This window comes from Sphingopyxis sp. H050, assembly GCF_001468265.1.
Classification (GTDB): Bacteria; Pseudomonadota; Alphaproteobacteria; order Sphingomonadales; family Sphingomonadaceae; genus Sphingopyxis.
In genome coordinates this window covers 1-11,623 of sequence record NZ_LNRZ01000005.1, presented here as the reverse complement: position 1 = coordinate 11,623, position 11,623 = coordinate 1, and the positions used below count along the sequence as shown (strand labels likewise).

10 protein-coding genes are annotated in these 11,623 nt (G+C 64.3%); 4 read left to right on the top strand and 6 right to left on the bottom strand.

Annotated features, from left to right (window positions below; all coding sequences use genetic code 11):
- Positions 1-19: 19 nt before the first annotated feature.
- Positions 20-1,654, bottom strand: coding sequence for a sulfatase-like hydrolase/transferase (locus ATE67_RS11170; RefSeq protein ID WP_058816764.1), 1,635 nt, complete (start codon positions 1,652-1,654; stop codon positions 20-22).
- Between the two features lie 148 nt (positions 1,655-1,802).
- On the opposite strand from ATE67_RS11170, the gene ATE67_RS11165 reads away from it, so the two are divergent.
- Entirely contained in the window at positions 1,803-2,399 is a 597-nt protein-coding gene (locus tag ATE67_RS11165) for a TetR/AcrR family transcriptional regulator (RefSeq protein ID WP_231728125.1), read from the top strand.
- Positions 2,396-3,337: a formylglycine-generating enzyme family protein gene (locus ATE67_RS11160; RefSeq protein ID WP_058816761.1), complete on the top strand. Its 942-nt coding sequence runs from the start codon at positions 2,396-2,398 to the stop codon at positions 3,335-3,337. The genes ATE67_RS11165 and ATE67_RS11160 overlap by 4 nt, the downstream gene beginning before the upstream one ends.
- On the opposite strand, the gene ATE67_RS11155 is transcribed toward ATE67_RS11160, so the two are convergent.
- The 4 genes from ATE67_RS11155 to ATE67_RS11135 form a co-directional block, all read right to left on the bottom strand.
- A complete protein-coding gene (locus tag ATE67_RS11155; protein ID WP_231728124.1) occupies positions 3,254-5,053 on the bottom strand; it encodes an arylsulfatase in 1,800 nt (599 codons plus the stop codon). The genes ATE67_RS11160 and ATE67_RS11155 overlap by 84 nt on opposite strands.
- A gap of 411 nt (positions 5,054-5,464) precedes the next feature.
- The gene (locus ATE67_RS11145; protein WP_058816758.1) at positions 5,465-6,223 is read right to left on the bottom strand and encodes an N-acyl homoserine lactonase family protein; all 759 of its coding nucleotides are present in this window, start codon (positions 6,221-6,223) and stop codon (positions 5,465-5,467) included.
- Positions 6,220-7,011, bottom strand: coding sequence for an enoyl-CoA hydratase/isomerase family protein (locus ATE67_RS11140; RefSeq protein WP_058816757.1), 792 nt, complete (start codon positions 7,009-7,011; stop codon positions 6,220-6,222). The genes ATE67_RS11145 and ATE67_RS11140 overlap by 4 nt, the downstream gene beginning before the upstream one ends.
- Positions 7,008-7,784 carry an SDR family NAD(P)-dependent oxidoreductase gene (locus ATE67_RS11135; RefSeq protein WP_058816756.1) on the bottom strand — a complete coding sequence of 259 codons (777 nt, stop codon included), beginning with the start codon at positions 7,782-7,784 and terminating at the stop codon, positions 7,008-7,010. Before ATE67_RS11135 ends, ATE67_RS11140 begins: the two co-directional genes overlap by 4 nt.
- 415 nt (positions 7,785-8,199) lie before the next feature.
- Between ATE67_RS11135 and ATE67_RS11130 the strand changes: the two genes are divergently transcribed.
- On the top strand, positions 8,200-8,976 hold the full coding sequence (locus tag ATE67_RS11130) for a Crp/Fnr family transcriptional regulator (RefSeq protein ID WP_058816755.1): 777 nt from the start codon (positions 8,200-8,202) through the stop codon (positions 8,974-8,976).
- Between the two features lie 26 nt (positions 8,977-9,002).
- Here ATE67_RS11130 and ATE67_RS11125 read toward each other — a convergent pair whose 3' ends face one another.
- Positions 9,003-9,659 carry a PEPxxWA-CTERM sorting domain-containing protein gene (locus ATE67_RS11125; RefSeq protein WP_058816754.1) on the bottom strand — a complete coding sequence of 219 codons (657 nt, stop codon included), beginning with the start codon at positions 9,657-9,659 and terminating at the stop codon, positions 9,003-9,005.
- A gap of 335 nt (positions 9,660-9,994) precedes the next feature.
- Between ATE67_RS11125 and ATE67_RS11120 the strand changes: the two genes are divergently transcribed.
- The gene (locus ATE67_RS11120; RefSeq protein ID WP_082660323.1) at positions 9,995-11,548 is read left to right on the top strand and encodes a glucosamine inositolphosphorylceramide transferase family protein; all 1,554 of its coding nucleotides are present in this window, start codon (positions 9,995-9,997) and stop codon (positions 11,546-11,548) included.
- Positions 11,549-11,623 lie beyond the last annotated feature (75 nt).

The following is an 11,623-nucleotide window of genomic DNA, read 5'->3' as shown; positions in this document are numbered from 1 at the left end:
CGCGCCCGCGAAGGCTAAGTCAGTTCGTCCAGTAGATATAGTCCTGCCCGTCCTTCCACGGCGCATTGAGCGGCACGTCGATACGCACCGGGCCCTCGATGAGCCCCGGCCAGATCGGCTTGGCCATCCCCTTGTTCTGCGCCTCCAGCATCGCGCGCAGCTGCGCGACGCGCGCGGGATCGCTCGCCGAAAGGTCGACCTGCTCGGTCGGATCGTTCGCCAGATTATAGAGCCGCGCCTTTTCGGGCCGCTTCGTCACCTGCAGCTTCCAGTCGCCCGCGCGCACCGCGCGATAATCGCCCGAGCGCCAGAAGAGCGCCGCCCGCTTCGCCGGACCGCCCAGGATATTCTCGCTGTCGACCACGCGGTCGCCCGGCACCTTCGCGCCCGCCGCCGCTGCGATCGTCGAGAAGATGTCGACATGCCCCGTCATGTCGGCGCGCGTTGATCCCGGCGCGATCTTCGCAGGCCAGCGCATGAAGAAGGGCGTGCGGATGCCGCCCTCGAAGAAAGTCGCCTTCCAGCCGCGATACGGCGCGTTGAGACCCGCGATCCCGTTGTACCAGGCGCCGCCGTTGTCGCTGGTGAAGATGACGAGCGTATTGTCGTCGATCCCGGCCGCCTTCAGCCTCGCCATCACGTCGCCGATCCGCCGGTCGAGCTGCGCGATCATCGCGCCATAGACGCGCGTCTTGTGGTCCTTGATCTGGGGCAGCTTCGCATAATCCTCCTTCGTTGCCTGCAGCGGCGTGTGCGGCGCGTTGAAGGCGAGATACAGGAAGAAAGGCCGGTTCTTGTTCGCTTCGATTGCCGCGATCGCCTGGTCGGCGAAATAGTCGGTCATATGCCCCTTGGGGTGAAAGCGCTTGCTGCCGTTGAAAGTCACCGCGTGACGGAGGTTCGCCCACAGGAAGCGATCGATGGGATCCCAGGGCAGCTTGGCGTTGACCGCGTCGGAGTCATCCTCGGGCAGGAACATCGCCGCACCGCCCAGCACCGCGAGGCTTTCGTCGAAGCCCTGCGCCTGCGGCTGCAGCCTCGGCGCCTCGCCGAGGTGCCATTTGCCGATGTGGATCGTGTGATAGCCCGCCGCCTTCACCGCCTCGGCGATCGTCACCTCGCTCGCGGGGACGCCCATGTCGGGATAGTCGGGAATGTCGGGGGTGATCAGCTCCTTGTGGAACACCGCCTTGAGCGGCCCGACGCCGTCACCGTGCGCCAGATTCTCCGAGAACTGCACCGGCACGGCGGTATATTCGAAGCCGAAGCGCGTCGCATAGCGCCCCGTCATCATGGCCGCGCGCGACGGCGAGCAGGTTGCGTTCGCGGCATAGGCGGTGGTGAAATTCATACCCTGCCGCGCGATCGCGTCGATGTTCGGCGTCTTGACGATGCCGCCGGCGACCCCGCCGCCGTTGAGGCTGATGTCGTTCCAGCCCATGTCGTCGACGACAATCAGCACGATGTTCGGCGCGCGCGGGCCCGCGGGGGCGGTCTTTGGGCCCTGTTCCCAGACCACGGGGCGATTGTCCTGCACCGGATCGCGCCAGTCCTGCAGCAGGCCGGGGACACGATATTTGTTCGCCTGAAAGCCCCAATAGCCGCCCGCGCCGATCAGCACGACGAGGCCCAGCGCCAGCCATGTCTTCTTCATCGTTCCCCACCCCGAAGCTTGCCCGCAATCTTATGGCACTATATGTGTCATTATAGCAAACCCGATGCAAGATGGTTAAGCATGACCATTGACCTGAGGGCCGAGCTGGGTCAGCGGAGAGATTATGGCGGGGAAGGCGAAAGCGGAGATGGCCGACGAAAGCCCGGACGCGCGTCCCGACGGACGGCGCGAGCGCAGCCGGTCGAGCCACAAGCGCATCGTCGAGGCGATGATGGCGCTGATCGAGGGCGGCGACCTCAACCCCAGCGCGGCGCGCGTCGCCGAGGAAGCGGGCGTGGGCCTGCGCACCGTATTCCGCCACTTCGACGACATGGATGCGCTTTATCGCGAGATTTCGCAGATCATCGCCGAACGCATCTGGCCTATCGTCACCGCGCCCTATCCCGATGACGACTGGCGCGCGAACCTGCGCGACCTGACGCGGCGGCGGGTGCGGGTTTTCGAGACGATGCTGCCCTTCCGGCTAGCGGGGAACATCAAGCGGTATCAGTCGCCCTATCTGATGGGGCAATATGGGCAGGTGGTGACGATGGAGCGCGAACTGGTGCTCCGTCTGCTCCCCGGCGCAGTGGTCGGCGACCGCTATTTCGTCGAGGCGCTGTGCGCGGCGCTGTCGTTCCAGAACTGGCGCGCGATCCGGCAAGACCAGGGACTGTCGGTCGAGGATGCCAGCGCGGTCGTCGCGCATATGGTCGACACGCTGGTCGCGGCCTGCAAAGCATGATCCGCGCCGCCGCGCTGCCCGCGCTGGTGCTGCTCGGCGCGCTGACGGCGTGCGGCGGCGCCAAGGACGGCAACGTCGCCGAAGCGAAGCCGCCCGAATGCCCGGCGCTGCCCAAGGAGGACTATGTCTGGATCCCGGGCGCGACTTTCGCTTTCGGCGGCGACGCGCGCCTGCCCGAGGAAGGCCCGGCGCGCGATACAAGCGTCGCGGGATTCTGGATGGCGACGCACGAGGTCACCAACGCGGAATTCGCCGAATTCGCGAAGGCGACCGGATACCGGACGCTCGCCGAACAGAACCCGCCCAAGCTTCCCGGCGCGCCGCCCGAGATGCTGATCCCGGGCTCGGCGGTGTTCACCGCGCCGACGGACGGCAATCCCAACTGGTGGCGCTGGGTCGTCGGCGCCGAGTGGCGCCATCCGGCAGGGCCCGAGACGAATATCGCCGGCCGCGACCGCGATCCGGTGGTCCAGATCGGCTATGAGGATGCGCTTGCCTACGCCAAGTGGAAGGGCAAGGCGCTGCCGAGCGAGGAACAATGGGAGCTGGCCGCCGCGACCGGGGGCGCCGACCGCAATGTTCCCGTCGGCAAGGACGGCAAACCCCGCGCCAACTATTATCAGGGAACCTTCCCGGTCCGCGACCTTGGCACCGACGGTTTCACCGGTCGCGCGCCCGTCGCCTGCTTCCCGCCCGACGATCATGGCGTTTACGACCTGATCGGCAATGTCTGGGAATGGACGACGAGCAAGGCGGGCGCCGAAATCAACGTCATCAAGGGCGGCAGCTTCCTGTGCGCCGCCAATTACTGCGCGCGCTACCGCCCCGCCGCGCGCCAGTTTCAGGAGCGCGGACTAGGCACCGACCACATCGGCTTTCGCCTGATCGACACGGCGCGCCCGGCGCCGGCGACGCCAGCCCCAGACAAGGCCGGATAGCAGAAGCAGCACGCCGCCAAGGACCAACCCCGCCTTGATCGCGCGGGGCTTGCCTTGATGTTCCCACGCATAAAGGTTGATCTGCGCGTCGGCGGTGTAGCCTGCGGGCATATCGAGCACGCCGTTCGCCTTGGCATAGGCGGCATAATCGGCCTGCATCGCCGCGAAGCGATCGGGCATCGAAGTCGAAAGATCGCGCGTCTCGCCGGGGTCGGTCTTGAGGTCGTAGAGCCGCCACTTGCCGTCGCCGGTCGGCGCAAGGTTGCGCACCAGCTTGTAGTCGCCGCGGAACAGCGCGGCATTGCCCGACAGTTCGTAGCCGAGCGGCACATCGCCATGGACGCTCTCCCCAGCGCCTTCGAGGACCGGCACGAGGCTGCGCCCGGTGACGGGCTCGACGGCCTTTCCATCCCACGACGTGCCGTGGCCCGGTACGCCGGCAAGGTCGGTCAGTGTCGGCAAAATGTCGGTGACATGGGCAAGCCCGGCATTGATTGCACCCGCGCGCAGCTTGGCATTGCCCGGCCAGGCGATGATCAGCGGAACGCGCAAGCCGCCTTCGGACGCAGTGAACTTATAGCCCGACAGCGGCGACGCCGACGCGCTCGCCCAGCCCGGCCCGACGGCGCTGAAGCTGCCGCGGCGGCCGATGTTTGCGGTCGATGTGTCGTATTGCCAACCGAGAAACAGCCGGTTGCGCGTGCTGTTGAACGGGTTCGTCGGCTCGGCGCCATTGTCGGACAGGAAGACGAAGATCGTATTGTCGTAATCGCCGGTCGCCTTGAGGTGCGCGACGAGGCGGCCGATCTCGCGGTCCATCGCGGTCGCCATGCCGCCATAGGCCTGCATCACCCGGATCTGCGCCGCGCGTTCGTCGGCGTCGAGCTTGGCCCAGTCGGGCGTTGTCGGCATCGTCACGATCGGAGTCCCCGCGGGCATGATGCCGAGCGCCGCGGCGCGTTTGGCGCGGGCTGCGCGGAGCGCGGTCCAGCCGTCGTGATACATGTTCGAGTAGCGCGCGATATCGCTGTCAGGCGCCTGCACCGGGATATGGTTGGCAAGGAAGTTGATCGAGGCGAGGAACGGCTTGCCGCTCTTCCGGTCGGCCTCGATATAATCGATCATCTTCTGCACGACGAAGTGCGACGAATAATAGTCCTTGGGCAAGGTGACGGGTTTGCCATTCTCGCTCCATGCCGCCGTCGAGTACATGCCCTCGATCGGGCGCTGCTCGAAATTGTCGGCGCCGGCATCGGCGAGGCTGTAGGCGCGGTCATAGCCGCGGACGTGCGGCAAGCGCCCCGGGTCGCTGCCGAGATGCCACTTACCGGTCAGATAGGTGCGGTATCCCGCGGCCTTCAGCAGCTGCGCGATGGTGACCACGCGGAAGTTCATTACCGTGTCGTAGCCGGGCTTCCCGCGGTGCGCGTCGGGGATCGTCTCGGGCATGTTGCCCAGCCCGTTGCGGTGATTCATCACCCCGGTCTGCAGCATCGCGCGCGTCGGCGAGCAGGAGCCGGCGACGTGGAAGTTCGAGAAGCGCACACCGGCCTTCGCCAGCGCGTCGATATTCGGCGTCGCCATCTCCCCCCCGAACGCGCCGACGTCGCTGAAGCCCCAGTCGTCGGCGAGCAGGATCACGATATTAGGGTGCGGCGCCGGGGCCGGTTGGGCCCGCACGGGCGCCGCCGCGAGCAGGGTAGCCAGAGCGACCAAGGCAATGCGCCCGGACCCGCCAATGCGACCCGGCCCCCCTCCGGTCCCCAGACGCGCCGCCATCACTCTTCTCCCCGCGATCCTATTGGCATTTGTTATGTCAAAAGATGTTCGAGTCAATGCCGCTGTTGTGAGAAGCGAATCTTGCTTAACCCGTCATCCCGGCGAAGGCCGGGATCTCAGGCAGCGTAAATCCTAGAGAGCGTGATCCCGGCCTTCGCCGGGATGACGATGAAAGGGAAATCCTCCCTGCGGCGCAGCCATGGCGAGGTGGCACCGCGCAGCGCTGAAGGCGGGGCGATGGCGCGGCTGTCCGCGTCCCTCCACCACCATCGCTTCGCGGCGGTCCCCTTCCCCATCGCTTCGCGACAGGGAGGATATTCTGTCCGCAATCCGTGGTGAGCCGCCCACCTACCCGATCGGCCGCCCCTCTTTGACGTTCGCCCATTGGCGCCCGTCGTGGCCGAAGAGGATGTGTGCGCCAGCGCGGCGGCGCTGGCTCAGAAATTCCATCGTCCGCTGGCCCGCCTCGCGATCGACCACCGCCTTCTGCAGCACCATCAGGTCGAGGTTGCGTTCGGTGTAGCAGCAGTCTGCCGCGAGCAGCACTTCCCGTCCGCTCGGCAATCTGACGATAACGCTCTGATGCCCCGGCGTATGGCCATAGGTCGGAACGATCCGCACGCTGCCGTCGCCGAACAGGTCGAGCTCGCCGTCGATCGCCTTCACCGGCTGGCCGGTCGCATAGTCGACCGCTTCGTAAACCCCCGCCTCCTCGGTGGGCTGCGCCGCCGCGAGCTCGCGAGACTGCACGATCATGGTGGCGTTCGGCAGGCTGGCGTTGCCGCCGCAATGGTCGATATGGAGGTGCGAGTTGATCACCCATTCGATGCTGCCGGGATCGACGTCGATGCTGTTCAGCCGCGCCGCAATCTCCTGCCCCTCGAAATATTGCAGCCCGAACTTGTTCGCCGGCAGCGCGGTTTCGAGGGTACGACGATAGCGCACCCCCATGCCGGTATCGAAGATTGCTCGGCCCTTGGGATGGTCGATCAGATAGGAGGGCACGGGGCCCTTGAGATAATCGCCCTCCTCCCCCTCGATGAAATAGCCGGGGCGGCACTGGAACCAGCCGGTGTTGAACGCATAGAGGCGAAGCGTCGCGGTCACCGCTCGCGATACTCGGGCGGGCGCTTGGCGAGGAAGGCGGCGAGCGCTTCCTTGTGATCCTCGGTCGCCGACAGGATCACCTGCTGCCGATCCTCGATCGCCATCGCTGCGTCGAGGCTCTGCGCATCGATGTTGAGGTTCAATGCCTGCTTCGACAGGCGCAGACCCCATGGCGCGGTCGCGAGCATCTCGTCGGCGAGCGCGAGGCCGCGGTCGAGCAACGCGTCTTCGTCGACAATCTCGCTGATCAGTCCGGCACGCAGTGCCCGTTCGGCGTCGATGAAGCGCCCGGTCAGGATCATCTCGGATGCCAGGCTCGCGCCAACGAGGCGCGGCAGGAAATAGCTCGACGCCATGTCGCAGCCGCCGAGGCCGATGCGAATATAGGCGGCGTTGCAGCGAAAGCTGGGCGTGCCATAGCGCACGTCCGACGCCAGCAGCAGCGACAGGCCGCCGCCCGCCGCGGCGCCGTGGCCGAGCGCGATGATCGGCTGGGGGCAGGCGCGCATCTTGCGATAGATATTGCCGATGCTCGTCTGGGTGCGCAGCGTGCGGAGGACCGGGGTCTCGCCGGTCGCACGGTCCTCCTGAATGTCGAGCCCGGCGCAGAAACCGCGCCCCGCGCCGCGCAGGATGACGACGCGCACCTCCTTGCGATCGGCCAGCCCGCCGAAATAGGCGTTGAGCTCATCGACCAAGCCTTCGCTGAGCGCATTGAGCCTTTCGGGCCGGTTGAGTGTCGCGATCTCGACCGCGCCGCGGCTTTCGATCAGCAACTCGCGGCTCACAGCGTCTGTCCGTCGTCGACGGTGATCACGGCGCCGGTGATCCCGCGCGCGGCGTCCGAGCAGAGCAGCAGCAACGGCGCGTGCAGGTCGCTTGCCGGGCGCATGCGCTGGCGCGGGAAGGTCGCGACGAACTTCGCGCCCGCCTCGCTGCCGAACAGGTCGGCGGTCATCTCCGATTCGAAATAGCCCGGCTGGATCACATTGACGCTGATCCCGCGCCGCGCCCATTCGCGTGCCAGCGCCTTGCCCAGATGCCGCGCCGCCGCCTTGGTGGCGCCATAGACGGAGGTCGCCGGAAATATCTTTTCGGCGGTGATCGACCCGATGATCACGACGCGGCCATGCTCCTTCTCGCGGCTGCCCGCGGCCTCGAGCCGGCGCGCGCCCTCGGTCGCGGTCAGGAAGACGCCGCGGACATTGGCGGCGTGCAGATAATCAACGTCGTCGACCGACAGCCCGAGCGCGGTCTTTTCGGTCGCGACGCCGGCATTGGCGACGATCGTATCGACGGTGCCGAACGCCGCTTCGGCGGCGTCGTAAGCGGCCTTGGTCGAAGTCTCGTCGGTGACGTCCATCGACACCGCGATCGCCTGCCCGCCCGCGGCCTCGATCGCCGCCACCTGTTCGGCGAGCTTGTCGGCACGCCGCGCCGCGAGCACGACCTTGGCTCCTGCCGCGGCCAACGCCTTCGCAAACCCTGCCCCGAGCCCCGACGAGGCGCCGGTCACCAGCGCCACGCGCCCCGTCAGATCATAGTGGGGGTCCCTGCCCATGCTCGCTCTCCCATTGGTCGGTTGGCTTCACGCCTACGTTAACCGGCGCGCATGGCAAGCGGACAAGGCGCAAAACCGTCAGAAAAAATAGGGTCATGGGTTGACGGGGGCATTTTGTTCCCTTAATGTTCTCATCGTGCACACACAACCTGTTCCCCCGTCGCGGCCGCCAACAGCGGCGGGCGGGGGATAAAGGTCGGGCCAGCGCCTCCTGCGCGGCAACCCTCCCAAAGACGCCTCCGCCTCCTGTCAGCGCCCCGATTCCATGACTTAACCCATGTTGGATCAGGACTGTGAAATCATGGCCATAAGTGGCGCGACCTGTCCCCAGGTCCGTGTAGGGAACCCATCGGCATGTATCGATGTTCTGACCCTATGCGTCATCACGAAACCTTGATTGGATACGGCAGAAATCATGCCCATGTTGGTGCGCTGGATGGGTGACGATCCTGTCATGACCCGGCAAGACAGGCTCGGCATCTTCATCCGCAAGTTGCTCAGCCACAGCCCGCTGTCCGCCGAAGACCAGCGCGAGATCCGCGATCTGCCCTACACGATCCGCCGTCTCGAACCGAACGAACATATCCTTCGCGAGGGCGAAAAGGCGAAGGTGTGCCCGGTGCTGCTGCAGGGCTATGCCTATCGCCAGAAGACGTCGGCCGACGGCGGCCGTCAGATCGTCGCGCTTAAGATTCCCGGCGACGCGCTCGACTTCCAGTCGCTCTATGTCGAGACCGCCGACCACAATCTCCAGGCGCTGACGCCGGTCGAACTCGCGGTGTTCGCGATCAAGGATTTCGAGCGCCTCGTCGCGCCGCGCCCCAACCTGGCGCGCGCGGTACTCGTCGATATATTGATCGAGGCATCGATCGCACGCGAGTGGCTGCTCAACATCGGACGCCGCAACGCGCTGGCGCGGCTCGCCCACCTGCTTTGCGAGATTTTCTACCGCGTCCAGCAGATCGCGCAGGAGGATGTCGGGGGCTTCGAACTCCCGCTGACCCAGGAGCAACTCGCCGATCTGCTGGGGCTTACCCCGGTGCATATCAACCGGACGATCAAGATCCTCGAAAATGCGGGCGCCGTGCGGCGCATCTCGCGGCGGCTGACGATCGGCGATATGTCAAAACTTCGCCAGTTCGCCGATTTTTCCGACCTTTACCTGCATCGGAACACCGTCTCGGGAATCTAGCCCCGAGATCGCTCAGAACAGGTTGGCTACGCGTGCAGAGGTTTCGCCTGCGACCTCCGACGACTAGCGCGCATTGCGCCGCCGATGAAGCCGAAACCGGCCATCATCAAAGCCCAAGTCTGCGGCTCCGGCACGGGCGACGTCACCACGGCGCGGATGATCATGTCGTCATAATCATTGTCGGCGTTCTTCTTTTCGTCGTCATATCCAAAGTAGAACGTCGTAAAGGCGCTGCCGCTGTTCTGATTATTGCCAAGAAATATCCCGAAGCCCTCTTGCCCGACGGTGGCCGATCGCCCGCCGACGCTGGAGAAGTTCAGCAGCCCAGCAAGGCTGCCCGCGCTGAAGCTGCGACTTCCCAACAGGATCGGGGTAGCGAAATTATTTTGAAAGCTGCCGCTTTCAGTGGTTGTAAGAACCGGGGCCGACACCGTTGAGAAAGTGTCGTTGAGGCTGCTTTCGGAACCCATGAGGTAAAAGGTGATGATCGCATCCGCGTCCAGCACGATGGAAGCGCCCTTCGCGTCGAATTTGGTGAACCCGAGACCGGCCAGCTGCGATTTGAAGTTGTTGGCGTTTGAGATCGTGGTTTTGTTGTCGAACGAGATGATTGCGGCCGCATTGGCCACCGCGGGCACAAGCAAGTTTGCGATGAGCGCGAACGCGGCGAGCAGCTTTTTCATACCCCGACCCCCGGAAAAACAAATGTTAAGTTTAGTTACGATTCGTGCTTTAGCATTAGATGCAGCGGTGAATAGCGGCTGTTCAAAGCTGTATCGGCTTGGGACAGAGAAAGCGCCGACAGTGAACCAACGATGCCCACGGTCGAAATAATAATCGGGAGTCCATCCGCTCCCCGAGCCAACAGCGCGCCTTGACGGGCTGCCAATAGCAGTCCGACCGTCGGTTATTCCCGTCCGCCGCGTCTCGACGCCACAGGGCTGCCAAATGCAGATCTTTTGAACCAGCGGCGACGAATTGGCTTACCAGTTTGATTGCGTTGGTTTAGCAGCAAAGCATGGAAATTCGGGAAGGCAGAGAGGCGCCGTTGCGCTTCGTGATCTTGTGCAATTCGCCGAACGTCGAGGCTTGGCAGGCAGAATGCATTCGCGAGGCGATCGCGTCGGGAGCTGCCACTGTGGCAGGGGTCGTCGTCAGGAACAATGCGGCGCCGCCGTCTGGTCTGGATAAATGGACGAAGCGCTGGCGCGACAGGAGCATTCTTGCATGGCGCTTGTTCGACCGTTTCTGTGTCCGTCCCTTCAGCAAGGCAGTGGCGCCCGTCGACCTTTTTCCACTGATCGGCAACGCGCCTCGGATAGCTGACAGCCCGGTGAGTGTCGGAAAATATGGACAGACGCTTGACGCGCCGACCATAGAGTTTGTTCGGTCGCTGAAGCCCGATTTCATCCTGCGGTTCGGTTATGGCATCCTCAAGGGCGACATCCTTGATGTCGCGCCCTATGGGATTTGGTCGTATCACCATGGCGACCCGGCGAGTTTTCGTGGACAGCCGCCCGGATTCTGGGAAATTTTCAACGGCGCAAAGACCGCGGGCGTCATATTGCAGGTGCTCGGAGCCGAGCTTGACGGCGGCAGAATATTGCACCGCGGCACCTTCGCGGTAACGCCGCAATCCTACGCGAAGACGCGGGACACTCTCTACCTCGGCAGCACCTCCTTTGTTGCGCGCACCTGCCGAGATATTTTAGCAAATGGCTGGCGAGAGGAGCGGCCTACGGAAAGCCGAGCGCTTGGGCCGGTTTACAGGCAGCCGACGACGCGGCAGGTTGCCCGCTTCGCCATCCTGAGCCTGCTTGCCCGAGTATCGGCCTTCCATAAATATCGATGGACGCGGCAGAGCTGGAACTGTGCCGTGGTACCGCAGCCGATCCACATAGTCGCCGGTCTTGCCGGTCCGAACCCCCAACGCGACGCCCTCCGCTCGGCCGTTTGGATGAGCCCTGGTCGCGACGAGTTCTACGCTGATCCGTTCGGCTTCAAACGCGGTGCCTCGCGCTTCCAGATCTTCTTCGAAAGGTTCCGCTGGAGTGCCGACCGCGGTGACATCGCTACGACCGTTTTCGATGGCAACACCTTTGAGCCTTGCACAACGGCTTTCGAGGCACCGACGCATCTGTCCTATCCGTATGTCGTCCGCCGCGGGGACAGGCACGTGTTCATTCCGGAGCACAGCGCGGCACGAGAAGTCTGCTCGTTCGAGTTTGACGATCAAGGGGTCGCAATCGGCAAGGTCCCGATTTTTCCCGAAACCGACATGATCGACACGACATTCGTCGAACAGGGTGGCAGAATATGGGCGTTCGCCTTGATCGACAACCATGCGAAGAATACCCATTTGCACCTGTTTCATGCGGAGAGCTACGACGGACCTTGGCTCGCGCATTGCCTGAACCCGATCAAATCCGACGTCAGATCATCTCGGCCAGCGGGTACGCCATTTGAGCATGAGGGCAAGCTGTTCAGACCTGCGCAAGATTGCTCATCGGTCTACGGCGGAGCCGTGACGGTAAATCAGATCGTCATAATGATGAGGATCAGCGTGCAATAGGCACCCCCTTCGTGGGGTGATCGGCGTGCAAAAAGGACCCCTTCATCCCGGGGATTTAGTCGGCCGACTGGTTTT

Bases quoted from the DNA above. Each gene is read 5' to 3' on its own strand.
- ATE67_RS11135 (WP_058816756.1), bottom strand. From the start codon at position 7,784: ATGGGCAGGGACCCCCACTATGATCTGACGGGGCGCGTGGCGCTGGTG.
- ATE67_RS11165 (WP_231728125.1), top strand. From the start codon at position 1,803: ATGGCCGACGAAAGCCCGGACGCGCGTCCCGACGGACGGCGCGAGCGC.
- ATE67_RS11170 (WP_058816764.1), bottom strand. From the start codon at position 1,654: ATGAAGAAGACATGGCTGGCGCTGGGCCTCGTCGTGCTGATCGGCGCG.
- ATE67_RS11120 (WP_082660323.1), top strand. From the start codon at position 9,995: ATGGAAATTCGGGAAGGCAGAGAGGCGCCGTTGCGCTTCGTGATCTTG.
- ATE67_RS11130 (WP_058816755.1), top strand. From the start codon at position 8,200: ATGCCCATGTTGGTGCGCTGGATGGGTGACGATCCTGTCATGACCCGG.
- ATE67_RS11125 (WP_058816754.1), bottom strand. From the start codon at position 9,659: ATGAAAAAGCTGCTCGCCGCGTTCGCGCTCATCGCAAACTTGCTTGTG.
- ATE67_RS11160 (WP_058816761.1), top strand. From the start codon at position 2,396: ATGATCCGCGCCGCCGCGCTGCCCGCGCTGGTGCTGCTCGGCGCGCTG.